This is a genomic window from Sphaerisporangium album (assembly GCF_003323745.1).
GTDB lineage: Bacteria > Actinomycetota > Actinomycetes > Streptosporangiales > Streptosporangiaceae > Sphaerisporangium > Sphaerisporangium album.
The window spans coordinates 285,767-310,995 of sequence record NZ_QOIL01000002.1; the positions used below are offsets into that span (position 1 = coordinate 285,767).

General features: G+C 73.4%; 15 protein-coding genes. 8 read left to right on the forward strand and 7 right to left on the reverse strand.

The genetic code is table 11. The features are described from left to right. Positions 1-6 precede the first annotated feature (6 nt). Positions 7-1,443: a type VII secretion protein EccB gene (gene eccB, locus DQ384_RS03830; RefSeq protein WP_114027267.1), complete on the reverse strand. Its 1,437-nt coding sequence runs from the start codon at positions 1,441-1,443 to the stop codon at positions 7-9. Between the two features lie 126 nt (positions 1,444-1,569). Between eccB and DQ384_RS03835 the strand changes: the two genes are divergently transcribed. Both DQ384_RS03835 and DQ384_RS03840 read left to right on the forward strand, forming a co-directional pair. Then, entirely contained in the window at positions 1,570-2,856 is a 1,287-nt protein-coding gene (locus DQ384_RS03835) for a hypothetical protein (RefSeq protein ID WP_114027268.1), read from the forward strand. A gap of 31 nt (positions 2,857-2,887) precedes the next feature. Next, positions 2,888-3,637 (forward strand): WXG100 family type VII secretion target, encoded by a 750-nt coding sequence (locus DQ384_RS03840; RefSeq protein ID WP_114027269.1) that lies wholly within the window; start codon positions 2,888-2,890, stop codon positions 3,635-3,637. Between the two features lie 24 nt (positions 3,638-3,661). On the opposite strand, the gene DQ384_RS03845 is transcribed toward DQ384_RS03840, so the two are convergent. Further along, positions 3,662-4,105, reverse strand: a complete 444-nt coding sequence (locus DQ384_RS03845) for a YbaB/EbfC family nucleoid-associated protein (protein ID WP_114027270.1) — start codon at positions 4,103-4,105, stop codon at positions 3,662-3,664. Positions 4,106-4,306: 201 nt separating this feature from the next. Here DQ384_RS03845 and DQ384_RS03850 point away from each other — a divergent pair, with 201 nt between their 5' ends. The 3 genes from DQ384_RS03850 to DQ384_RS03860 all read left to right on the forward strand — a co-directional run bounded on the left by DQ384_RS03850 (position 4,307) and on the right by DQ384_RS03860 (position 6,010). Further along, on the forward strand, positions 4,307-4,609 hold the full coding sequence (locus tag DQ384_RS03850; protein ID WP_114027271.1) for a hypothetical protein: 303 nt from the start codon (positions 4,307-4,309) through the stop codon (positions 4,607-4,609). Between the two features lie 125 nt (positions 4,610-4,734). After that, positions 4,735-5,526: a hypothetical protein gene (locus DQ384_RS03855; RefSeq protein ID WP_147268622.1), complete on the forward strand. Its 792-nt coding sequence runs from the start codon at positions 4,735-4,737 to the stop codon at positions 5,524-5,526. Positions 5,527-5,611: 85 nt separating this feature from the next. Then, on the forward strand, positions 5,612-6,010 hold the full coding sequence (locus tag DQ384_RS03860) for a YbaB/EbfC family nucleoid-associated protein (protein ID WP_114027273.1): 399 nt from the start codon (positions 5,612-5,614) through the stop codon (positions 6,008-6,010). Between the two features lie 86 nt (positions 6,011-6,096). Here DQ384_RS03860 and eccD read toward each other — a convergent pair whose 3' ends face one another. Continuing rightward, the gene (eccD, locus tag DQ384_RS03865; protein WP_245966232.1) at positions 6,097-7,614 is read right to left on the reverse strand and encodes a type VII secretion integral membrane protein EccD; all 1,518 of its coding nucleotides are present in this window, start codon (positions 7,612-7,614) and stop codon (positions 6,097-6,099) included. A 229-nt stretch (positions 7,615-7,843) separates the two neighbouring features. Between eccD and eccCa the strand changes: the two genes are divergently transcribed. The 3 genes from eccCa to DQ384_RS03880 all read left to right on the forward strand — a co-directional run bounded on the left by eccCa (position 7,844) and on the right by DQ384_RS03880 (position 13,594). Beyond that, the gene (eccCa, locus tag DQ384_RS03870; protein WP_114027274.1) at positions 7,844-11,827 is read left to right on the forward strand and encodes a type VII secretion protein EccCa; all 3,984 of its coding nucleotides are present in this window, start codon (positions 7,844-7,846) and stop codon (positions 11,825-11,827) included. 332 nt (positions 11,828-12,159) lie between these two features. Beyond that, positions 12,160-12,477, forward strand: a complete 318-nt coding sequence (locus DQ384_RS03875) for a hypothetical protein (protein WP_147268623.1) — start codon at positions 12,160-12,162, stop codon at positions 12,475-12,477. A 40-nt stretch (positions 12,478-12,517) separates the two neighbouring features. Further along, on the forward strand, positions 12,518-13,594 hold the full coding sequence (locus DQ384_RS03880) for a transglycosylase SLT domain-containing protein (RefSeq protein ID WP_245966261.1): 1,077 nt from the start codon (positions 12,518-12,520) through the stop codon (positions 13,592-13,594). Between the two features lie 149 nt (positions 13,595-13,743). Here DQ384_RS03880 and DQ384_RS03885 read toward each other — a convergent pair whose 3' ends face one another. From DQ384_RS03885 to DQ384_RS03900, 4 genes are all read right to left on the reverse strand, one after another. Continuing rightward, on the reverse strand, positions 13,744-14,505 hold the full coding sequence (locus DQ384_RS03885; protein ID WP_147268624.1) for a hypothetical protein: 762 nt from the start codon (positions 14,503-14,505) through the stop codon (positions 13,744-13,746). Between the two features lie 136 nt (positions 14,506-14,641). Further along, positions 14,642-15,247 carry a hypothetical protein gene (locus DQ384_RS03890; protein WP_114027278.1) on the reverse strand — a complete coding sequence of 202 codons (606 nt, stop codon included), beginning with the start codon at positions 15,245-15,247 and terminating at the stop codon, positions 14,642-14,644. A gap of 297 nt (positions 15,248-15,544) precedes the next feature. Beyond that, complete coding sequence (locus tag DQ384_RS03895; RefSeq protein ID WP_114027279.1) at positions 15,545-16,069, reverse strand: hypothetical protein; 525 nt, start codon at positions 16,067-16,069, stop codon at positions 15,545-15,547. A gap of 150 nt (positions 16,070-16,219) precedes the next feature. Continuing rightward, the gene (locus DQ384_RS03900) at positions 16,220-25,168 is read right to left on the reverse strand and encodes a WXG100-like domain-containing protein (RefSeq protein ID WP_114027280.1); all 8,949 of its coding nucleotides are present in this window, start codon (positions 25,166-25,168) and stop codon (positions 16,220-16,222) included. Between the last annotated feature and the right edge of the window lie 61 nt (positions 25,169-25,229).

The following is a 25,229-nucleotide window of genomic DNA, read 5'->3' on the forward strand; positions in this document are numbered from 1 at the left end:
GCGGCGTCAGGGCTTCACCGCGTCCACCTGGGTGACCGGCACGGGCGTCCGCGCGGCGGCCGGGTCGAGGACGGGACCCTCCGGGATCAGATGCAGCAGGTGGGCCGGCAGCGGCGCGACCACGCCGGCGTCGTAGCCGAGCTTGGGCAGCAGGTCGGCCGACGCCAGGGCGAACCTGCGCCCCTGGTCGGTGACCAGCGAGTAGTTCTGGACGGCGCCGAGCTGGCCCTCCCCTGGTAGCAGCCCCGCGAGGACCGCGCCGCCCGGCGGCAGCAGCACCTGGTCGAAGTGGTCCTGGTCGGAGCCCGCCGTCGGCGGCATCGGCATCCGCATGCGGCCGCCGATGGTCAGCCGCGCCCGCGTGGAGCCCTTCTGCGTGTCGGAGTAGACCGCGCACAGCGGCGCCGACGGGTCCGGTGTGGCGATCTTCGGCATCGTCGCGGGCAGGCCCGGCCTCGCCAGCGACGTGCGGGAGGGCGCGACCCCGTTGACGTGCGCGGCGTCGGTCTCGATCGCCCGCACGGTCTTCCCGCCGTAGGCGGCCTTGCTGGACGGATCCTGGAGCAGCAGCGTGGCCTGCGCCTCGGAGATCGGGGCCAGCCCGTCGGTGAGCAGCACGTACCAGCGCGACTCCCCGCCGGTGACCCCGCGCACCGTGTAGACCCGGCCGGCCGCCGACGGGGCGCCGTCCGGCCCGCGCACCCTGCGCCCCAGGCCGGGGATCTTCGGCCCGCGGAAGTCGGGGCCGATGGGGAGCGCGTTGAGCCAGCTCGCCGGCACCTGGCGGGGCCGCTCTGCGGTCAGGGCGCGCACCCCCGCGTCCGAGACCCGCATGCGGCGGTCGGCGAGGATCACCCAGGCCTGCTGGCCGTCGTCGGCGATCATCGCGTCACCCCCGAAGGGCCTGCCGCCGACGTCCATGCCGCCCACCAGCGACACGTACGGCCTGCGGGCGCCGCCGGCCTCCGCGGCCTCGGCCACGCAGGCCGACCAGGGCCCGCGGACGAGCTTCTCGGGCGCGGGCAGGGAGGCGGGCGCGCCCGGGATGCCCACCAGCGTCCCCCGCGAGAAGCCCGCCAGCGACGCCGACGACACCGTGCGGACGGTCACGTCCTGGCTGTCCAGCAGAAGACGGGCCGACGTGTAGTTGGCGACCGGGATGAGCTTGGCCTCCTGCGCGCTGTACACGTACGTCGCGCCGGTCTCCTCCTCGACGATCAGCGTCCCCGGCGCGGTGAGCGCGGTGGCGCCGCCCGGCCGCATCAGCCCCCAGATGCCGAACGCGGCCGTCACCAGGACCGCCAGCAGGACGCCGCAGAACATCGCCACGTTGTGGCGCCGCATGGGCGACTCGGGCACGTCGGGCTCGCCCTGGAGCAGCGCCATGCCGAGGCGCTGCATCATCAGCCGGTGCGCCTGGTAGAGATCACGACGGGTCTGCATGCCACCTCTGCCTTGCCTGGCGGATCACGGCCGCCAGCATAGAGCCGTTATGTACGCTCGGAAGAGCGCTGAGCTAGTCTGCACTTCCACCGATCAAGACCTTGCCGGTACGGAACGGGGGACGCTGTGAGCGGCGAACGGAGCATAGAAGCGCTGCTGAACGGGGACGATCCGGCGTCGGCCGCCTCCGGCGGATTCGACGCGGCCACCGCGGGCACCGTCACCGGCGGCCCGTACGCCGTGCAGGCAGACGCAGGTCAGGCCGACCTCGGCGGCGCGGGGCTTCACGGGGGTCCTTTCTCGCCCGGTGGTCCGGGCGGTCCCTTCGGCGGAGGTCCGCAGAGCCTGTCCGACGGGAATCCGGACGGCTCGTTCGGCGGGGGCCTGGTCGTCCCCGTCGATCCGGGGAACCCTCTCGCGACGGGCGGCGACCTCGGCGTTCCGCTCGGCGTGGTCCCGCCCGGCGGCGGGGACGGCGGGCCGCTCTTCCAGGTGACGGGGCCCTCGTTTCCCGAGACGCGTGACCTGACGTTCCCGGACGGGGACGGCTCCGGGCCGGATATCAGCGGTCCTGGGCCGATCGATCCTTTCGTCCCGCAGTGGTCGCAGGTGGGGCAGCCGCACGGGACGGACCCCGGCGATCCGGGTCAGCCGGGCGATCCTGGGCAGCCAGGGGAGCCCTACGTGCCGGGGGAGCCGCACGATCCGCAGATCCCCGACCCGAACGTGCCGGACCCGAACATCCCCGGCGGGCCGGGCATCCCCGACCCCAACCTCCCCGGGCAGCCCGACCCGACCATCCCGGGCGTTCCCGACCCCAACGATCCCGGGCAGTCCGACCCGACGATTCCCCCCATCCCCGACCCGAACGTCCCAGGTCAGACGGACCCCACGATCCCCCAGAGCCAGGATCCGAACCTGCCCGGCGCCCTCGACCCGATGGGCTCCGGCGGCGGCGCGGGGCTCCCGTCCGTCTCGGACCTGCCCGGCGCCGGCGGGATGCCGTCGGGCGGCGGCGCGCCGTCAGGGGGCGGCGGAGGCGGCATGCCCGCGTTCCCGTCGGGTCCCGCGACGCCGGCGGTGCCCGGCCAGGTGCCGGGGGCCCCCAAGAACCCGGGGGAGACCCGCAAGGCCGACCCCGGAGCCCTGCGCGACCTCGGCAACACCATCGACACGAGCGCCGGCGGCAAGATGGACGGCTCGAAGCAGAAGACCAGCCAGATCCACGTCGGGTTCCCCGCGTTCGGGGTGATCGGGCTCGGCATCGCGGGCGCGCACGACCAGGTCCGCGAGAGCGCCACCGGCTACCTCCAGCAGGGCCGCGACACGCTCACCCAGTGGAAGGACATGCTGCACACCTCGGCCAAGTACTGGACCCTGGCCGAGGAAGCCAGCTCGACCAAGGGGAAGTGACCTCAGGTGATCGCATGACGGAGGCCCGTCCATGAGCTACGAGAACGGCACCACGCTGCACACCATCGGGCTCGCCGGGATCGGCGCGTTCTCGGTGCTCAACCCCCGGGGATGGCCGATCTTCCTCATGGCGGGCGCGTCGCTGTCCAACCCCGGCGGCATGGACAAGGCCGCCAAGGACTGGCACAGCGTCGCGTCCGACTTCGACGTCCTCGTCACCGAGCTGACGAACCTCACCAAGAGCGTGCCGGACGACAAGTGGACGGCCGAGGACCGCAAGGCGTTCGAGACCAGCGTCGCCGCCTTCAAGACCGAGCTCAAGAAGAGCGGCGAGGTGCACGACGGCGTCGGCGACAGCATGCAGGGCATGGCCACGCTGTACTACGCGTTCGCCGTGGTCGTGTTCACCGTGGGCGGCATCCTGCTGGCGCTGATGGCCGCCGTGGCCGCCGCGATGGCCACCGGCGTCGGCGCAGCTCCCGCCCAGGCCGCCGCCGGCGCCATCGCCACGGGGCTTCAGAAGGTCGTGGAGCTCGCGCAGAAGAAGAAGCTGCTCGCGCTCGGCGTCGCGTCGGGGCTCATGTACGCCGTCTACATGTGGAACCAGGGCAAGCAGAGCGACCTCCAGCAGAAGGGCATGAACGCCACCGGCGGCGGCCAGCCGATGTTCACGCAGGTCGCGACCCTGAACCTGACCACCGGCGATGGCGGCGTCCCCGGCCTCCCGAACGGCACCGTGCCCGGCTACCCCGGTTACCCCACCGTTCCCGGCCACAAGTAGGCGGGTTGCCGGTCCGTCAGGAGGTCAGAGGTCGAGGCGGCGGCGGACGCGGTTCAGCTCGCCCATGACGTCGTCGAAGACGCGGTTGTAGGCCGCCTCGGCCTCCTTGGCGCCGGCGAGGGCGGCGTCCGGGTCGTTGAGGAGCCTCATGGGGTTCTCCTCCGCGCCGAAGACCTCCTCCATGACCTCGTTGGTGCGGACGCCCAGGTCCTGCGCCGCCAGGCGGGTGACCGTCTTGATCAGTTCGGCGAGGTCGGTGGAGGCCAGGCGCATGGCGCGGGGGTTGAGCTCCAGCTCGCGCAGGCCTTCGGCGCCGTACTCGACCGTGACCAGCCGGTCCTTGTCCTGGGCGCGGCCGACGAGCTCGGGCAGGCGGCGCTGCAACTCCGCCATGCGGGCGAACTGCTGCTGGGCTCCGCTGAGCAGCTTCTCCACATCGATGTTCGCGAAGTCGCCGAACTCGGTCATCTGATCTTCAGCCTCCCCTGGGCCGGGCCTGACATCGAGCGACCCTACAGCCGCACCTGCCGTCAGCGCCGTGCGTGAACGGTGATCATCGGCCGTATTTCCGATCATCTAGATAAAGGTGAACATACGGGACGTAACTCCTGGGGACGCGGCGAATCCTGGTAAGAACTTCACCGCGGGATGTCGGAGCATGGAGGCGGCATGGGGCAGGAGCGGTACGTCACCTCGGCGGCGATCGAGAGCATCATCAAGGAGATCAACGAAGACGTGATCCCCGCCGTCAAGCAGTGGCGTGCCCTGGTCGACACCACCGTCGTCGGCTTTCCCGGCTGGGGGGCGCTGGGCGAGCCGCTGATCGGCCTGCGCTACCGGGACGTCCAGAACGACGTGCGCGAGAAGCTCGGCGAGGCGATCACGGTCCTGGAGACCTGGAACCGGCAGCTCGACACGGCCCGGGGCAACTGGAGGGCCGCCGAGGACGCCTCCACCACCGTTTACGTCTGACCGCGCGCCGGCACGTCACCGCGCGCCGTCGGACCGGCGTCGTAGTCCAGCACCGTCCGGCCGGCACCGTCCCGCCGGCACCCGTCGATTCGGGCACGTCAGCGTCAACAGGGGGAATCCGAGCCATGCCGAGTAGCGCGTACGGCCCGTCTCTGCGGATGGCCGGTGGCAGCGCGGCGTCCGTGCTCAATGACCTGCGCAAGGCCGCCCTGCTGTCGCGCCCGCTCACCGTCGGCGTCGCCATCGCCTCGACCGCCATCGCCAACGTCCCCGGCATGGCCGACGCGTACAACAACTGGGAGTCGATCCACTCCCGCCTGGACACGGCGAACAAGAGCTTCGCCCGCAACCTCGGCGACAAGGGCAAAGAGGGCTGGATCGCCGCCGACCACGACGCGTTCGTCGACGCGGTCGAGCGCTACCAGGAGGCGCTGGAAAGCCTGCGCGGATACGTCAAGAACATCGCGGGCATCGTCGACGAGCTGGGCGACGCCTACCGGGCCTACTGGCTGGCCCTGGCCAGGGTGGTCGCGGTACTGCTCGCCGGCGTCGCCATCGCCGCCGCGATGCTGGCCACGCCGTACGCCGCCGCGGGGTACGCCCGGCTCCAGGCGCTCGGGCAACTCGCCACGCAGGTGATCGCCGTCGCCACGAGCATGCTCGGCAAGGTCGTGTCGGCCGTGGCGGGCGGCATGTCGGTGTACTTCGCCGGCAAGGCGCTGGTCCAGATGTACAACCTCCAGCCCACGGGCGACGCCAAGGTCGACTTCAGCAAGGCGGTGATCGACACCACGGGCCTGCCGCCGTTCCAGCAGCCGCCCGCCACGCCTCCCGGACGTCCTCCCGCTCCGCCGCCGTCGGGCGGTTTCGAGTGGCGGGAGCCCAAGGTCGGCAAGCCCGAGCCCTACCACCCCTGAGACGGCCCGAGATCCCGTGAGATCTCGCGCCGGAGACCCCGTGAGATCCAGCATCCCCCACTGCGCCAGCTAAGGAGCGGCCCGCGTGTTCGACCCCGGCGACTTCCAGCTCGACGACCTCGACCGCGTCGCCGAGCAGAGCAGGCAAGCCGTCCAGCGCCTGAGCGGGGTCCTCGGCGAGCTGAAGACGATCAGGGGCGTCGGCGAGGCGGCCGACGGGCTGATCGCGGCGGTCGTGGACGGGGGCGGGCAGATCCAGGAGGTCACGCTCGACCCGCGCGCCATGCGGCTGGACAGCCGTTCGATCGCGCAGGCCGTCACCGAGGCCGTGCGGGCGGCCCAGCAGGACGCGCGCCGGCGCAACGACGAGCTTCTGCGCGACGCGATGGGCGGGGACCTCGCCTTCGACCCGCAGAACCTCGACGGCGTCCAGTCATGGCTGCAGGACGCCGCCCGCTCGATGAAGGACTCCTGGCCTCACTAGGGCGCCGTCCGCGGACGCGCACCGGGACGGCGCGCGGCTCGCCCGGCGTCACGGCCGCCGGGCGGCCCGCTGAGAAGTCCCGCGCGTCAGCCGGCCAGGCCGCGCACCCAGCTGTAGACGTCCAGTACGCCGAGCGCCAGCGGGAACATGGCCGCGATCAGCACGAACTCCACGATGTCCCCCGCGCGGCCCCAGAAGGGCGTCGGGCGGCGCTGGGGGAGGAACAGGCCCATGCCCGCCCCGATCGCCCCGATCGCCAGCAGTCCGGGCACGACCAGCAGCGCCGCGACCGGGCCGGTGAAGGAGACCGCGACCAGCAGGAGCGCCAGCCCGGCGACCCCCGCGCCGAGCAGCCACAGGCGCTGGCCGACCCCGAGGAAGACCCTGGCGCGCATCAGCAGCGCCAGCGCCAGCGCGACCTGCATCGCCCTGCCGGTCCAGCCCGTCCCGCCCAGCAGGAACAGCTCGGTGGCGACGGCGACCATGGCGACGCCCGAGGCGAGGCCGGTGGCGAACCGCTCGGCCTCCACGGCGCGCCTCTTCACGTCCGGCCCGTCGAGGTTCTGCTCGTCGGTGCGCAGTTCCTCGGCGTTCCTCGGCGCGGACGGCAGGGGCAGGCGTGCCAGGCGGAACGACAGCGTGGGGATCAGCGGCGTGCAGGCCAGCACGATGGCGACCTCCAGTGCCGCGACGCCCGGGACGGGCAGGTGCCACACCATCACCACGGCGGCGCCCGCGGCCCCGGCCAGCGAGGCGAGCATCACGCCGAAGAAGACGGGCAGCCCCTCGGCGACCACCCACCCCGCGACGGTCGCGGCGAGCGCGGTGAGGGCGAGGCCGGCGAGCAGGCTGGGGGCGCCGAACCACAGAAGGCCCGCGTCGCCGCCCGTCGCGAACAGCCCCGCCAGGAAGGCGTACGGCAGCGCGGCGTACCCGATGACGGCCCCGGCTCCGGCGTCCCCGAGCGCCCGGGAGAGCGCGGCGCCCGCCCCGATGAGCAGCAGGGCGAGCGCGCCCGCGACGATGGTGGCGGCCGTCCACGGCGGCCCCGCGACGGTGAGGGCGAGCGCGCCCGCGACCAGGCAGGCCACCGCCGCGCCGAGCCCGGTGGCGCGGGTGTGCCGCGGCTGCCATCGGCCGGAGCGCTCCTTGATGCCGGTGGCGATGGTGTCGGCGACGTCGTCGAAGACGGCCTCGGGCAGCTCGGACGGGCGGGGCAGCAGGTACAGCACCTCGCCGTCGCGCACCCCGAGCGTGCTCAGGCCGGCGTCGAGCTCCAGCGGCCGGCCGCCCACGCGTTGCAGCACCCACCCGGCCGTGGTGAACGCGACCTCGTCGGCGCCCTCGCCGGCGGCGGCCAGCAGGTTCGGCAGCATGTGCGCGAGGGGCAGGTCGGAGGGGACGGCGAGGTCGACCCGCTTGCGGGGGGTGACGATGGTGATCCGGCTCATGGCCACGGCCGACCCGGGCGGGCGCAGGACGGCCGCGCGCGGCCCCCCGTTCGCGCCGCCGCCTCCGTTGACCGGGTTCGCCATCGGCTGCCGGGGCCCCGGCGGCGGCCCGGCCCCCGGCATGGGCGGACCTGCCATCGGGTTCAGCGTCACGCCGACTCCTTCATCACGACGAATACCGTAGCGGGCCGACAAGCCAGGAGAAGGCCGACATTTCATCTTTCGCGGTGATGCGAGCTTTCTCGTGGACCGAGGGAGGCAACTGATCCGGATTCGCTACGGTTAGCCAGATACGGAGTTTTCGGGGCGCCACGGGCTACGGGGCACAGCACGCGCGCGGCGGACCCAGGGACCAGGCTGTTCGCTGAACAGGGGGAGCGACGTGGGCACAGTCGTCGTCCGGCGGCCCGAGCGCCGGCCGCCTCCGGTGCCGCCCCGAGGCGAGATCCTTCTGGAGTCGCCGCCGGAGATTCCCGAGACCACTTCGGGCGGGTTCGGGCAGATCCTCACGTTCATGCCGATGGTCGCCGGCGGCGCCGCCATGGGCCTGATGTTCACCGCGGGCGCCGGTGGCAGCCCCATCATGTACGTCGCCAGCGGCATGTTCGCCCTGTCCATGGTCGGCATGAGCCTCAGCCAGCTCGGCCGGGCCTCCGGCGAGCGCAAGATGCGGCTCAACGGCGCGCGCCGCGACTACTTCCGCTACCTGTCCCAGACTCGTAAGAAGGTGCGCAGGGCCGCCCGTCAGCAGCGCGAGGCACTCCACTGGAACGGCCCCGACCCCGACGCGCTGTGGTCGTTCGTCATGGGGCCACGCCTGTGGGAGCGGCGTCCGCGCGACGGCGACTTCGCCACCGTCCGCGCCGGGACCGGCACCCAGCGGCTCGCCGTCCAGCTCATCCCGCCCGACTCCAAGCCCGTCGAGGACCTCGACGCCATGTCCGCCGGGGCGCTGCGCCGCTTCGTCCGCGCCCACTCCACCGTGGACGACCTGCCGATCGCCCTCGCCCTGCACTCCTTCGCCCGCATCCTGCCCACCGGCGACCCCGCCGCCGCGCGCGACCTCGTCCGGGCGCTGATCGGGCAGCTCGCCGTGTTCCACTCGCCGGAGGACATGCGGGTCGCCGTGTGCGCGGGCAAGGAGTGGATGGCCCAATGGGAGTGGGTCAAATGGCTGCCGCACGCCCTGCACCCCGAGGAGGTCGACGCGGCCGGGCCCGTCCGGCTCATGGCCGAGGACCTGCGCGACCTCGACCGGCTGCTCGGCGGCGAGCTGAAGGACCGCGGCCGGTTCCGGCAGGGCGCGTCCGCCGAGGCGCTGCCGTACCACGTGGTGATCGTGGACGGCGGGTACGTCCCGCAGGACTCCCAGCTCGGCGCCGACGTAATCCAGGGCGTCACCGTCATCGACCTCAGCGGCACGACGTCCCCCGCCGAGGAAGGCGTCACGCTGCGGCTGGAGGTCCTGCCCGACCGGTTCAACCGGATCCAGCTCGACCACGCCGGCAAGGAGGTCGTCACCGGCCTCGGCCGCCCCGACAAGCTGACCTACATGCAGGCCGACGGACTCGCCCGCCAGCTCGCGCCGCTGCGCGCGTCCCCGGCCAAGAGCGGCGACGGCCAGGACGTCCTCGCCGGCAACATGACCCTCACCGACCTGCTCGGCGTCGCCGATCCGACGCGCCTGGAGATCCCCGCGCTGTGGCGGCCCCGGGCGCCGCGCAACCGGCTGCGCGTGCCCATCGGCCTCGGCGCCGACGGACGCGTGGTCGAGCTGGACATCAAGGAGTCCGCGCAGGGGGGCATGGGGCCGCACGGGCTCATCATCGGCGCGACCGGCTCCGGCAAGAGCGAACTGCTGCGCACGCTCGTCCTCGGTCTCGCCGCCACCCACTCCTCCGAGATCCTCAACTTCGTGCTCGTCGACTTCAAGGGCGGCGCGACGTTCCTCGGCCTCGACACACTGCCGCACGTCTCGGCCGTCATTACCAACCTGGAGGACGAGCTCCCGCTGGTCGACCGCATGTACGACGCGCTGAACGGCGAGATGGTGCGCCGCCAGGAACTGCTGCGCGCCGCAGGGAACTACGCCTCTCTGCGCGACTACGAGCGCGCCAGGGAACAGGGCGCCGACCTGCGGCCGATGCCCACGCTGTTCGTCGTCCTCGACGAGTTCAGCGAGCTGCTGTCGGCCAAGCCGGAGTTCATCGACCTGTTCGTCATGATCGGCCGCCTCGGGCGCTCCCTCGGCGTCCACCTGCTGCTCGCCTCGCAGCGCCTGGAGGAGGGCAGGCTGCGCGGCCTGGACACCCACCTGTCGTACCGGATCGGCCTGCGCACCTTCTCGGCCATGGAGAGCCGCGTCGTGCTCGGCGTCGCCGACGCCTACGAACTGCCCTCCGCGCCCGGCAACGGCTACCTGAAGTTCGACACCAGCGGCATGACCCGGTTCAAGGCCGCCTACGTCTCGGGCCCGTTCGCCGCCGAGACGCGCCAGGAGCGCCGCGTCCCCGCCGACCGGCGGCAGATCGTCGCCTACGGGACGTCGTACATCCCCGTCCCCGCGCCGGCCGTCCAGCAGCCCGACCCCGAGCCGCAGCCCGCTGTCGCCGGGCGCGACAGCCTGCTCGACATCATGGTCCGCCAGTTCCAGGGGTACGGCCCGCCCGCCCACCGCATCTGGCTGCCGCCGCTCGCCGAGCCGCTCACCCTCAGCCACCTGCTTCCGCCGCTCAGCATCACCCCCGAGCACGGCCTGTCCACCACGGGCTGGGCCGGGCGCGGCAAGCTGCGCGCCGTCCTCGGCATCGTCGACCGGCCCTTCGAACAGCGGCGCGACCCCCTCGGCGTCGACCTGTCCGGCGCGGCCGGGCATCTCGCCATCGTCGGAGCACCGCAGAGCGGCAAGAGCACGATGCTGCGCACGCTGATCGCCGGGCTCGCGCTCACCCACACCCCGCGCGAGGCCCAGTTCTACTGCCTGGACTTCGGCGGCGGCACGCTCGCGTCCCTGGAGGGCCTCCCGCACGTCGGCGGGGTCGCCAACAGGCTCGACGGCGACCGCGTCCGCCGCACCGTCGCCGAGGTCACCGCGCTCATGCAGCGGCGGGAACGCGAGTTCGCCGAGCGCGGCGTCGACTCGTTCGCCACCTACCGGCGCATGGTCGCCGAGGGAGCGGTCACCGGCAACGAGTTCGGCGACGTCTTCCTCGTCGTGGACGGGTGGCTCACCGTCCGGCAGGAGTTCGAGTCGCTGGAACCCACCATCACCGACCTCGCCGCGCGCGGCCTCGGCTACGGGATCCACGTCGTCGCCGCCACCAACAAGTGGTCGGAGTTCCGGCCCGGCATCCGCGACCTGTTCGGCTCACGGCTGGAGCTGCGCCTCGGCGACGCCTACGAGTCCGAGGTCAACCGCAAGACCGCGCTCGCCGTGCCCGAAGGCGTGCCCGGACGCGGCCTCACCCGCGACGGGTTCCACTTCCTCGGCGCGCTGCCCCGCATCGACGGGGTCCGGCAGACCGACGACCTCAGCGTGGGCGTCCGGGCGCTCGTCGACGGCGTGCGCGAGGCGTGGCAGGGACCTCCCGCGCCGCGCGTCCGGCTGCTGCCCGCCGTCCTGCCCGCCGACGCGCTGCCCGGCCCCGACCAGACGGGGGCGCGCGTTCCCATCGGCATCGACGAGGCCACGCTGTCCCCGGTCGCGGCCGACTTCGAGACCGACCCGCACCTGACGGTCATCGGCGACACCGAGAGCGGCAAGTCCAACCTGCTGCGGCTGGTCGCGGAGGGCATCGTCGCGCGGCACGCCCCCGCGCAGGCGCGGCTCATCGTCATCGACTACCGGCGCTCGCTGCTCGACGCGGCCTACACCGAGCACCGCATCGGCTACGCCGCCTCCTCCACCGCCGCGGCCGAGATGGTGATGGAGGCCCGCGAGGCGCTGACCAAGCGGCTCCCGCCGTCCGACCTGACCCCCGACCAGCTGCGCGCGCGCAACTGGTGGAAGGGCGCCGACCTGTACTTCATCGTGGACGACTACGACCTGGTGGCCACCGGCACCAACCCGCTGGCGCCCCTGCTCGACCTGCTGCCGCAGGCCCGCGACATCGGCCTGCACCTGGTGCTGTCCCGCGCGATGGGCGGCGCCGGGCGCGCGATGTACGACCCGGTGATGCAGCGGCTCAAGGACATGGCCAGCCCCGCGGTCATCCTCTCGGGCGACCGCGACGAGGGCGTCCTGTTCGGCGTCCGCGCCCACCCCCTGCCCCCCGGCCGCGCCTACTACGTGGACCGCCGCTCAGGCTCCCGCCTGATCCAAACCGCCTACCTGGCCACCTCCACTCCCACCACCCCGCAATCCTGAAACCCCGCGAAGCAGGCGAAGACGTGTCGCACCGCGCGTGACGGGCGTGAGATGCGGCGGGATGCGTCAGGGGCGTCCCGCAGGGTTGCCGGTGGCCAGGAACAGGGAGATGGCGGGGGAACGGGACCCGTCCTGCCGGCCAGGTCAGCGGGACGTGCCGTCAAAGCGGTATCCGCCCGCGGGTACCTGGGCTGTTCGTACGGTGGGCGGGGACCTGGGTGGATATGATCGCTTTTGTGGTTCCGGTGGGAGGGCTCAAGACCAGCCGGTCACGGGTCCGCCCGCCGGTGAGCAGGTGATCGGCCGGTGACGTTCGGAGGGAGTCGCCCCCGGTGACAGGTATCGACGTGAACCGCGAGGCGCTGGCCAAGCTCCGCAGCGCGGTCAACACGCAGGCGGGGCGACTGGCCACCGTCGGGGACGGGTTCCCGGCCAAGGATCGGGCCGCGGCGTCCTTGTTCGGGAAGCTCGGCGGCGCCGAGGCGCTCGCCGGCGCGATCGGGCGGGTCGAGGATCACGCCGACCAGGAGTTCGGCACGGTCAAGAGCCGGTTCGACGGGGTCGAACGAGCCATCGACACCATCGAGGAGAACGTCCGCACGGCCGAGCACGACACGCGCGCGGGACTCCCGTCCGTAGAGCCGGTATGAGTGCCGTCAGGGTACGGACGGGGAGTCACGAGTGACCGACATGGGCGCCGTCGGGGCTTTGCCGGGTGGGCAGGAGCTTGTCACGCTGGCGGACAAGACCAAGGGAGACCCGGGGGCCATCCGCGGGATCGCCACCCGGTGGCGCACGGCCGCGGGGGACGGCGTCGAGCCGTTCGAGACGCTGGGCGCGTCCATCACCCGGGTCGACGCCGCCTGGAGAGGCGCCTCGGCCGACGCCTTCGTCGCGTACGTGCGGCGGTACGGGCGCGCCGGGGACGCGCTGCACGACGCGCTCGGCGCCTGCGCCGACTCCCTGGACACCGCCGCGGGTGCGGTCGAGACGGCCAGGACCAACGTCGTCGGCGTCTGCGACGACCTGCTCGCCTGGGTGGCCGACTACCGGAAGCGCAACCCGCACGCCACCGAGGAACAGCTCAAGCCGGGCATCACCGAGCAGGTCGGCCGGGCGGTCACCCTGGCCCAGGGGTACGTCACGACGGCCGAGACGGCGCTGTCCACGGCGCTCGGCGAGATAGACGCGGAGCTCAAGGGCGTCTCGCCCACGTTCGCCTCGATTCCGCCCGCCGGTGACCAGGCGTTCGTTCCCGGGCCGGGGCACACCACGCACTGGATCCCGGTGCCGGCCAAGGAGATCGATCCCGTCCTCTCAGGCGGCGACGGGCCCGGCGGCGGCGGTGGCGGGTTCGGCGGGTACGGTCCGAGCGGTCCTCCGCCTCCCGGCGGCGGGCCGGCGCCCAAGGGGCAGGTGGCGGAGTGGATCCGGCAGGCCATCGAGATCCTCAAGGCGCACGGGTATCCGGTGGAGAAGATGAACCCCAACGACATCTGGATGATCATCCAGCACGAGTCGGGCGGGAACCCGCACGCGATCAACAACTGGGACTCCAACGCGGCCGCGGGCCACCCCTCCAAGGGGCTCATGCAGACCATCGACGGGACGTTCTCCCGGTGGTCGCTCCCCGGCCACAAGAACATCTACGACCCGATCGACAACATCATCGCCGGCGTCCGCTACGCCATCGAGCGTTATGGCTCGGTCTCGAACGTCCCCGGCGTGGTGGGGACGAAGAACGGCTCCGGTTACGTCGGCTACTGACCCCGGGGGCCGGTCACGTCCCTGCCGGGCGGGGCTTTCCCGGCGGTCTCCCGGCTACGGCGTGTGTCACCGTCAGCGTGGCATGGGGCTCGGTCCCGGACTCGTTCTCGGCCCGGATCCGGCGCCGGCGCGGCGGGGGAGCCGAGCCGTCATGGGGGCGGGCCGTGGACTTCGACGAAGCGGTCGAGGTGGTGCTGGTACAGGGCGAGGTCGCTCTGGAGGCCGTCGCGGGTGAAGCGTTCTGGCTCGTCGCGGCGGGTGGTGGCGCCCTCTTCGGTCCAGAACGCCTCTTCGGGGATCTCGTCCGCGCCGTCGGGGAGGAATTTGGCCGCCTCGGCGACCGCGTCCCGGGCGTAGGCCCAGTTGGCGACGACTTCCTGGAAGCGGTCGTGGTCGGTGGGGTTCTCGGCGTACAGGGCGGCCTCGCGCAGCGCGCGGTGGGCGTAGCCCGCGCCCGCGAGCTGCCACTGCCCGGGGTCGATGATGTCCGAGCGGCCCGGGCCGAAGCGCGGCCGGCCGTGGCGGGCGGCGAACTCGGTCTCGTACGGGATCACGATGATGATCCGGTGGCGGGGGCCGGTGTCGGGGCCGTCGAACAGCAACGTCCAGGCCGTCCGCCCCTCGGTCAGGGTCGTCCACCGCTCGTAGTCGATCACCCGGCCACGCGCACGCGGCTCCGCGTGTTCCACCTCGTCCGGCTCGCCGGTGCCTCCGGGTTCGGCGGGCTCCCTGGTGGGCTCGGTGCCGGCGGGCTCTTCGGTTTCGTCCAGGGAGGTGAGGTCGTCGGAGGCGATGACGAGGTTGAGGAACAGGTACGCCTCGGCCAGTGTCCGCGCGTGCAGGATCGGCACCTCGGTCCCCGCCACGGCCGCCCCCTGATCGCTGTCCGTATCGCCCGCATTGCCCGTCATTGTCCGGCACCGCCCGGCACTGCCCGGCTCGCTGGAGGCGCCCCGCGTCCGGTCACGTCCGCACGCCCGCGTGCGCGCCGCGGCTCCTTCGACCATATCCGCCCCGTACGGCGGTCGCGCCGACAGAGCGGGCGCGTCAGCGGTCGCCGTACATGTCGGTGAAGTGCTGGAGGTTCTCCTCGTAGAAGGCGATGTCGTCCTCCAGCCGGGACCGGGTGAAACGTCCGGGATCTTCCTCGTGGACCGCCGTGCCCATGTCGGTCCAGAAGGCGGTGGCCGGGACCTCGTCCGCGCCGCCCGGGAGGAACTTCGCCGCCTCGGCGAGGGCGTCGCGCGCGAACTCCCAGTTCAGGACCACCTCGCGGTAGCGCTCGTCGTCCTCCGGAGTGTCGGCGAAGGACAGGTCGGCGCTCAAGGCGCGCTGGGCGTACTCGTCGGAGACCATCCGCCACTGGCCCGCGTCGACCAGCTCGGACACCCCTGAGCCGAAGCGCAGACGGTCGCGGCGTGCCTCCGCCTCCGTCTCGTAGGGGACGACCACGTCGATGAGGTGGCGCGGGCCGGTGGCGGGCCCGTCGAACCGCAGCGTCCAGGCGTCGGCACCCTCGGTCAGCGTCGTCCACGGGCGGGCCGACAGCCCGGGCTCGTCGGCGGCGCCGAACCCGTCGTCCTCGTCGTCGCCCCCGGCCAACGTGAGATCGATGTAGAGGTACGCCTCCACGAGCGTTCTCGCGCGCAGCATCGACGCCGACCCCCTCCTCCGGCGACACGATGGTCACCGAGTGTGCCGAGCCATGGCGTGTCCTGCCGAGCCATGGCGTGTCCTGCCGTATCCGGCTTGGCGGGCACCGTTCACCTTAGTCCGCCATTCCGCAACGTTCACCGGGTGACCCACCGTACGGTGGCGCCGGTTTCGCCGTACCGCTTCCCGCCGCCTCGGCGCCGAACGAGAGGACCGTAGCGCGAGAGGAGGAAACCCGGCGATCGGAGGAGCTTCACCACCTCCTCCACGGCCGGTGAGCCGGTGAACGTATGCGGTTCAGCGCGTCGCGAGGAGGTCGCGGTAGGTGTCGCGGATCACCAGGAGGCGTTCCAGCTCGAAGCGGCCCGGGTCGGTGGCGCGCATGAGGAAGCCGCGTTCGGACCAGAAGGCGTGTTCGGGGACCTCTGGCTCTCCGGGTGGGATGAACTTCACCACCTCCTCCACGGCCGCCATCGCGATGGCGAGGGCGCGCCGGGCCGCCGCGGGGTCGTCCGCGGGGACGTCGCCCGCGGTCAGGTCGGCGACCCACAGCCATTCGCCGGCGTCCAGCAACTGCGACGGCTCGGGGCCGCCGAAGGAAGGGAACGTGATCGGCGCGGTGTCGCGTTCGGGCACGCCGAACAGGAACTCCCGGCGCGCGCCGCAGCCCTCGCACACCCCGGCGTAGCTGGCCGCGAGCTCGCCGCCGAACTCGGCCAGCGTGGACTCCCACGCCGTTTCCACCGACCCGCAGTCTTCGCAGGGGTTGAGGTCGAGGTACAGATGCGCCTCGTCTCTGGTCCTCGCCACCGAGAATGCCATGACGCTCCTCCACTCCCGATCTTCCACCGAGCCCCGTCCGCCGCACGCGCCGATCCCTCGGCCGCGCCCATCGAAGCCGGTCGCCGCACCTACCGGCGCTCCACTCGTCCGGGCCGAGCCTCGGGCCACCGCTGCGCCGCGCCTGTGGGCTCACGGGCCGCCTGTGCCGCCCTGATATGTGACGCCGGGACCGGACATGGGGTTGTGGCGGCCGACGTCGTGGGTCGTCGGCCACTGGGCGCCGGGCTGCGGGTCCGGCACGCCGAGGCCGCGCAGGACGGACTGGAGCGCTGTGGTGAGGTCAGCGCCGGCCGGCATTCCCGCGAACAGCCGGCGCAGGTCGACCTGGTGCCGGGCCGCCAAGGGGAGCAGACGGTGGGGCAGGGTGTTGAACGCGGCCGTGAAGTCGCCGTCGTCGTTGCTGCGCAGGACGCCGTCGGGTGAGGCGACGTAGCGGTGGGTGGGGAAGCCCGCGTCGCGTACCTCAAGGAACACGTCCGCGCCGAGCTCACGCGCCATCAGCGCGGCGGCGGCCATAGCCGGAACGCCCGGCGCAGTGGAGGCCGTGTTCGGCGTGGTGGTGGCGGCGGACGTGCCCGGCGCATTGGAGTTCGTGGCCGGCGTATTGGACGTGGTGGCGGCGGACATGTTCGGCGTGGCGGGGGCGGTGGCGTTGAGCAGGAGCGGGTGGCGTTCGCCCGGCGCCCGCTCGCGTACCACCTTGGCCATCGCCGGGTAGGGGTCGGCCGGGTCGAACTCGGGAAGGCGTGCGGCGGCGGCGAGCAGATCGTCCAGCGTCGTCGTGTACGCCGGGGAAGGGCCGCCGGACCCGAACGGCCACAGCCTGCGCCATCCGCGGCGCTCCCCGCCGCCGTCCGGCGTCATCAGGCCGCCGGGCTCGGAGGAGGCGGCTGCGCGCCCGGCAGGAGTCGCGGACGTGCCGGGTGTGGTCCCGAGCATGGTGGACGCGTCGCCTTGCGGCATGCTGAGGTCGGCTGTGCCGACCGCGGCTTGGGTGAGGGTGACGGCCTTGGTCGTCCGTTCCCTGCCGTTGTCGTCGTGGGTGACCAGTTCGATCGTGGCGTCCCAGTCCACGCGCGTCGTCACGGTCGCGCCGTCGCCGATGAACGTCTTGGTCTCCTCCATACGGACGCCGTCGCCCGTGCTGATCGTGTCCGAGGCCTGCACGCCGTAGGCGTAGTCGGTGTTGACGGCCCCTTCGCCGGCGGCGTTGAAGTCGGGCCCGGCGTCCCATCCGACCGGCAGCACGCGGCCGACGCCGTTGGACCGCGACCGCATCTCCTGATGCCGCTTGGCCCCGCCGAACTCCACGTCCTCCCGCCCGGAGACGACGACCTCGGCCTGCGTCGGCCGGGCCCGCAGGCGGACGCGCACCTCCTGCCCCGGATGTCCCGGTACGGTCAGCCGTGCGGCCTCGTCCCCGGTGGCGGTCGCGAGGCGCTTGAACTTGGACATCAGGCTCATGGGCGCGAGCTGCTGCTCAAGGGCGACATCCCGGGCGCGCATGCCGTTCTCGCCGAGCAGCACGTCGTCGGCGAGCGCCCCCCGCACCCGTTCCAGCAGGTCGCCGGTGTCCAGGACCTCCACGACATAGTCGGTGGGCAGGGTGAGCACCCGCGGGTCCGGTACGGCGGGCGTCGCCGGGGCCATGCCCGCCGGCCCGACCATGCCCGCCGGCCCGACCATGCCGGTCGACACCAGCCGCTCGGCCTCGCCCTCGAACACCAGCGTGGGGGCGTGCCCGGCCGGTACCAGGCCGGGCAGGTGGTTCACGGCCCCCTCGACCAGACCGCCGAAGGCGTCCGACCACTCCAGGTCGACGGTCAGCCGGAACGGCATGCGGACCGTGTGCCCGCCGGAGAAGGTCGCCATACGGGACAGGTCGGTCAGCTGGTCGCTCTCCGACACCCCGTGCTCCTGCGCGCGGTCGGTCCCGACCCCGCCGTTGAGCGCCCCGAGGTCCGGCCCGCCCGAGGCCTCGCCCCCGACGGAGACCGCGGCCGTCGCGCTGGGGGAGGCAGACTGCTCCTCCTGCTCGTAGTCGTAGATCTGGGTGATCACGTCCTTGTACGGCGTGTGGCCGGTCCACCGGGGAGGGCCGGTGAACTCCCACTTCATCCGCACGGTGAGCTGCTGCGTGAGCTCCGGGCCGACGCGCACGGGGAAGGACAGCACGAGCCCCCGGCGCCCGTAGAGGTTGGGGGCGTTGGCCAGCCAGCGGTCCGCCGCGAAGATCGCCGAGAGGCTGGAGCGCAGCACCGGGTCGCGGCTCATGATCCCCGGCGCCCGCGATTCGGCGGAGCGCAGCATCTCGTCCAGCAGCTCCACCCGCCGTCCGTTCATGGTGAGCGTGACGTGCTCGAACGCGCTCTGGCCCTGGCCTCGCAAGTAGTGGCCGGGCAGCGACACCTCCGGCTCCAGGGCCGCCAGGCTCCGCGCGCCGCTCAGCGCCTTGGCCAGCCGGTGGCGCGACCCCGAGCCGGTGTGCGCGGCCACGGCCGGGTCGCCGAGCAGCGGGCCGAGCGCGCGCAGCAGCTCCCGGCGGCCGTGCCTCTTCGACAGCTCGGGGACGCCGCCGGACCGCTGGGCCTGGTGCAGGTCGGCCAGGTAGCGGCGGACCAGCGGGATCGCCGTGCGCCGGTCGAGCGCCAGGTCGCCGTTGAGGAACCGCTCCATCGCGTCGGCCACGTCCGTCAGCGGCAACCCCCCCACGCCGTCGGCGTACAGCCTGAGGGCGCGGCGCTCGGCCTGCCGGTACAGGATCGCGCCGTCGACGTCCACCCGCACCTGCTCGCCGGCCTCCTGGAAGGTGATCACGAAGCGGACGGGCGCGGCGTGCGCCAGGTCGGTGCCGAGGTCGATGGCCAGCGTCTCCACGCCCCAGATCGACATCTTGGTGTTCGAGTGGTTCACGGCCCTGGACCCGGCGACGCCCGGGGTGGCGGACGGTTTCGGCGCGCTCTCCTGGTGCGTCCCCGCCCCGGCCGAGGCGCCGGCGCCGAACCCGCGGGTGGTGCCGGACGCCGTGCCGTAACTGCCCATCCCGAACAGGATGTCGCCGCTCACCAGCTCGGGCCGGCCGACGAGCGTGGAGGGTCCGACGACGGCGCGGATCGTCACCGGCGAGTGCAGCGCGCCCGGCCCCTGCGGGTGCACGGGCAGCTGGACGCCGTACTCGGAGAACAGCAGCTCACTGTGCGCGAGCAGGTTCTCGGTGCTGAGCAGGGCGGCCAGGTGGAGGAACGCGTCGGTGCCCGGCCGCATCGAGAGCGGCAGGTGCGGCAGCACGGCGCGCAGCATCGGCCCGGTGTCCAGGTGCAGCAGGCCGCCCCGGCGCACCTCCTCCAGGGACGTCGGCCGCGCGGCCGACGGGTCGTACGTCATGCCCAGCGCCGGGTCCGCCGGGGGCAGCAGGTCGACCGGCCACTCCAGGCGCGCCCACATCTCGACGCCCTCGACGAAGGGATCCAGTCGGCCGTCCGGGCGGATCATGAAGACCTGGCCCGTGTGCGGGACGTCCTCGGCGGCGGGCGCGTTCGCCCCCTCGCCGAGCTTGACGTTGTTGGTGGTGTTCCCGGCCTTGCCCGCGGCGGCGGCGTCGCGGCCGGTGTTCACCCCGGCGCCGCCGCCGGTCACCATGTCACCCTGCCCGTGGACGTCCGCCTCCACCGACACCCTGACCACGTCCCTGGCCCGGGACGCGGTCTCGCCGCTGGTCGTCCCGGCGGTGTCGGAGCCGATCTGGAGGTTCACCACCGCGTCCATGGGCGCGACGCCGAGGAATTCCGTGCGGCCCAGGTGCTGGTCCAGCTTCACCAGCAGCGTGAGGTACTCCACCGACCGGTTGAGCCCCGCGCGCACGAGCGGTAGCACGACGCCGTTCTGCACGGCGGTGTTGTACCCGGACTCCAGGCGTTCGGCGGTGAGCTGCTCCTTGATCATCTTGAGGTTGAGCTCCTGGGCGGCGTGCCTGACGGGGTCGAGCGACCACACCGGATCGCCCGCGGCGTTCAGCGGCGGCAGGTGGTCCTCGCCCATCTCGCGCAACCGCTCCTCCAGCGCCCGCCTCAGCTCGGGGACGCCGCGCAGGTCCTGGACCAGCGCGGGCCCGGCTCCCCGCAGCCGCCCGGGGCCCTCGCCGGCCCACACCGGCGGCATCGCCAGCCGCTCGGGCGGGGCGCCGGGCACGACCTGGTCGCGAAGGACGTGGCTGCCGTCGGCGTTCAGCTCCGGCGCGCCGGACGCGGCGCGGACGACCGCGCGCGCGTCCACCGGCCACCCGGACCGGTACGCGTGCCACACCGGCGTCCTGAGCAGGGCGGTCATCTCGCCGGGGACGGCGACCGGCGCGCCCGCGCGTCCCAGCGTGACCGGGCGGACCCGGACCTCCACCTCGAACTCGGCGACGTACGCCTCGCCGTACTTCGCCCGCTGCACGCTCACGTTGTACGTCGCCGTGGTGGCCGAGGCCGACTCCCCGTACGACCGGGACCGCCCGTAGCTGTGAGTGATCTTCGGGGTCAGGCCGTCGTCCAGGCCGGGCAGGTCCTCGGTGGGCAGGGCCTTGGCCCCGACGGTCGCGGTCGTGCCGTGCGAGCGTCCGGACGACTGCGTGACCGACACCCCGTTGGCCTCGATGCGCAGCAGCTCCTGGAAGTGCGTCCCGCTGGCGACGCCGAACGGGGTCACGGCGGGCTCCGGCGCGCCGTTCGCGCCGGTCCGCGTCCTGAGCCGGGCGACCACCTGGACCTCGGCCACGGGCTTCACCCCGTCGGTGACGACCCGCCACGGCAGCCCGTCGGGGCCGGTCGCCTCTCCGAGCCTGGCGGGGAACACCTGGGTCAGCACCTGGCGGACCTCGTCCCGCGCCACGCTGCCGACCGGCGCGCGGCCGCCCAGGGCGCCGGCGGTCCGTTCCACCAGATCGTTCAGGCCGTCGGTGGTGAGCACGACGTGCCGGGGGAACTCCGTGCGGGGCGCGATCGAGGAGGGCAGCCGGACGACGTCCTCGGGCCCGCGCACCGCGTAGGAGTGCGACAGCGCCAGCCGCAGCCGCGCCTGGTCGTCCGCGGCGCCGGTGACCCGCTCGGTAAGCCTGGTCCTCCCGTCCGCGGTGCGGACCTCCGCCTCCCATTCCGCCACGGCCTCGAACACCGACGAGTCACCGCGGTTGTCGTCGACGCCTCCGCCGAGCGCGCGCTGGTACGAAGAGGCGCTCGTCGACTCGTCCCGGCCGAGCTTGTGCGCGACCCCCGCGACGGCGTGGGCGGTGGCCAGCTTGATCGCCGTTCCCGTCGCGTTGTCGGGCAGCATGGCCACGGCCATCTTGATCAGGCGCATGTAGTTCGGCTCGTACGTCTGCCCGAACCGGTGGCCCGCCTTGTGCGCGAACGACGCGCCGCCCTGCGGGAGCCTGCCGCGGATGAACTCACCGGGACGCGCGCCCGGATCGAAGATCTCCAGCAGCTCGCTCAGGTGCAGCTTGAGGCGCACCTCGCCGGGGTGGTCCCGGCCCACGCGCACGGTGTGGCCCTCTTCGGAGGCCACCTGGGCGAACTCCGCGAACAGGTGGCTCTCCAGCGCGGAGGCGGTGAACGTGTGGTCGATGCCGGCCCGCCGGAGCATGTCGTTGAGCGTGCGGGTCAGCGCCGCGAGGTGTGGCAGCGTGCCGAAGGGATGGCCTGCGGCCAGGGCGGTCACGGACGGCAGCGCGGCCTCCAGCGCCGCGTCGTACGCCTCGCGCGCCGTCGTCGCCAGGTCCGAGTACCGCTCGACCTCCTGGCGCAGCCGGGCGATCTCGCGGGGGTCCTGGGCCGCCTCCATCTCCTCCATGGCGAGCGAGAGGACCTCGTGGGCGAGCCGAGCCTGACGGGCCGCGTCCGCCGCGTTCTGGTACGCCTCGGCGACCCGCAGGTTCTTGCTCTCGTCGTCCGCCGCGACGTCCGCGTCGGCGAGGGCCCTGCGCCGGCGTTCCGGCGCGGCCAGGTCCTCGGCCTTGCCCGCCTTCTCCGCCGCTTCGCCCGCCTTGCCGGCCGCCTCCGCCGCCTTGATCGCCGCCTCCAGCTTCGCGGCCGAGCGGACGGTCAGCGCGTCCGCGGCGTCCGCCATCGACCTGGTGAGGTCGCGCGTGCGGGCCAGCTCGGGGGAGGCGGGCGCCGTCGTCAGCCACGGCAGGGACGGCGGCACGTGCCCGCGCCGCTCGATGTCACGCGCGGTGGCCTCGGCCTCGTGCCGGTAGTAGCGCCGTCCCTCGGGGGTCTGCGCGGCATTCCATTTGCGGATGAGATGGGTGATCTCATTCCTGCGCGAGGTCACACACTCGTCCCGGCCCTCGACACGACGCCCGCCCGGGGTGGTCCGGTGGCCACCCGTGGCCGGCAGGGGTGCGCCCGTGGCGGGGAGGTGTCCTCGGATGATGCCCTGCGCGCTGCGGGCGTCGATGGCCGCGCGCCGGCGTAGCGCGTCGCCGGTCTCGTGCAGGAGCACGCGGGCGAGCTGGTCGGGGTGGACGCCGGGGGCGATGCGCACCCTCATCGGGTCGTCCGCGTTCCCGCTCCTGACCTTCGTACGGGCGACCCGGCGCGGGCCGCTCAGCGCGCCGAGCGGGCGCGGCACCCGGCCCACCTCGACGGCGAAGTGGTACACGTGGCGGTCCGCCGTCTCCACCCAGTACCCGGAGCCGTCCGGCAGCGCGCCCAGCCGCCGTACGGCCGTGCCGTGCGCGAAGTCGGTGGCCCGCAGGTCGGCGATGGCGGCGGGCACCTCGCGCACGTCCAGCTTCGGCATCCCCGCCGGACGCCCGTCAGGCCGGAACTCGGAGTCGGCGAGTTCCTCTGCCGTCACCGTCCCGGCCCGCGCGTGCCGCCGCCCGACGTTCGGCCGCCGCCCCCGCGGCTGAGGCGGGCCGTCGCCCCGGAGACCGGGCCGGTCCGAAGCGCGCCCCTTGCCGGGATCGCCGGACGCGGCCGGGGTGGTGCCGGCGGGAGGGCGGGTGGTCGCGGCGGGCGCCGGGTCGCCGTTGAGCGCCGCCATGATGGAGCCCGGCACCGGCTGCTGGTGGAGGGCACCGGGCGCTTGGAGGTTCTGCGGCGCCTGTGAGGTGGCCGGAGCCGTGGTCTGTGGGGATGTTTGCTGTGGCGCGGTGGTCGTCGTCGGCGAGACCGTCGCGGGCGGCGGTGTGGACGGCTGGGGGGAGGGCGCGGGGTGCTGCGGTGCGGGGGTGACCGGGCCGGAGGTGCCGTCCGTAGGTAATCCCGAGTACGCCTGGGCCTGCGCGGAAGGTGTCTGGGCGTAGGCCGGGCGGGCGGGCTGGTTGTTCGCGGACGGCGCGCCGGTGTCCTGCCCGGCGGCGTCTTGGCCGCCCACGACGTGCGACGGATTGGCCGAGGGCGCACCGGCCTGGGGTGTGCTCGGTGGTACGGCCTGCGGCGCCGACTGGGCTGTACGAGCATCGGTGCCGTGCTGTGAGCTGGTGTCGCCCGTGCCGTGGGGCGCCCCCGTCTGGACGGCCGTGCCGTGCTGCGCGGCGGGGCCGCCGGCGTCATGGGGCATCGCCGTCTGGGTGTTCGTGCCGTACTGGGAGGTGGTGCCTCCCGCGCCGTGAGGCGTCACCGTCTGCGGGTTCGGGCTGTTCTGGGGGACGGTGGGCCCGGTGCTCGGTGGTGTCGCCGTTTGGGGGGCTTCGCCATTCTGCGTGGTGTGGGGGATGCCTGGCTGGGTGGACGTGCCCTGCGGCGGGGTCGCGGCCGGGGGGTCTTGGACGGCGGCGGTGTGAGTGACGGGGGGCTTCGGGTCGCCGGGGCGGGGGGTCGTGTCTCCGGCGGGGTCGTCCGGGCTGGTGCCGGGTGGCGTCGTGTTGGCGAGGTGGGACAGGTCCGCCAGGGTGCTCGCGACGGTGGCGTCGTGGAGGGCCGCGCCGGGGTTGAGGACGGCGGCGGGGACCGCGGGGTTGAACGGGCTGATCGTGTTGGTCCGGCCCGCGCCGCCCATCGCCGCGCCGAGCAGCGACTCGCCGTCGGGCAGCGCGAACTGCCCGTACACCAGGCCGTTGGCGAGGATGCTGCCTCCGGGCGAGGCGGCCATGTTGTTCAGCCCGGTCTGCACCGCCCGCCCGGGGAAGCGGGCGAAGGCGGCGGCCACCCCCGGGGCGTCCCCGCCCGCGTGGTTCAGCGTGCGCAGCAGCGGGATCCGGTCGCTGTACCGGTTCAGCGGCCCTGCCATCTTGGTCCCGATGACCGCGCCGCCGCCCGCGCCGACGGCCGAGGCCGAGGTCCTGCGCCAGTCCCAGCTGGTCCGCGACCCCCGGTCCATCTGCTCCTTCTGGGTGTAGGCGTCGATGAAGACCTCTTCGCCGATCTCCTCGAAGAGCTCCCGTCCCAGGTGGCTGCCGAGGATCGTGCGGACGAGGCCCGCCTGCCCGGCCCTGGCGGCGGTGGCGCTCGCCAGCCGGGTGGTCACCGCCGTGCCGAAGTCCCGCCCGGCGACCGCGGCGAGCCGTTGCAGGATGCGCCCGATGGCCGCGCGGGCGGACGCGGCGATGGGCCCGACGGCGGACGTGGTGGCGCCCGCGGTGAAGAACGCGCTGACCAGCGCGATGAACGCCGCCGTGACGGCGACCCAGAACGCCACGTTGATGGAGATCTTGGAGTACTGGGTCTCGCGGGCGAAGTTGTCCGCCTGCATGGCCTTGGTGAGGTTCTTGATCCCCAGCCCGGGAACCCCGGTCTCGGACGTGAAGAGCCGCTCGGCCTGGTCCAGGTAGAGCGGGGTCGCGGGCACGTCCCACCCGGCCAGCACCGTCCGCGCCGCGTTGACGCCCGGCGTGGCCGCCCCGTACAGCCCGGCCCCGAGCGCCTGGTGCTCCTTGGCCAGCTCCCACAGCAGGGTCTCGCTCGCCTCGGGCCAGCTCTGGCCGGAGACGATCAGCGAGATCAGCAAATCGACCCATCCGGGCAGGCTCTCGCCCCAGGCGGGGGTGACGTCGCTGGTGGCGGTCCCGCCGCCGATGATCCCGCTCTGGCCTGGCGGGGTGTTGGGGTTGACGTTGACCGTGGGGTCGACGTTCGTGCCGCTGGCCACGCCCCCCCGTCCCGCTCGTCGACGCCTACCCGGGCGGGCGCCCGGGTGGTCCGGCGGTGGT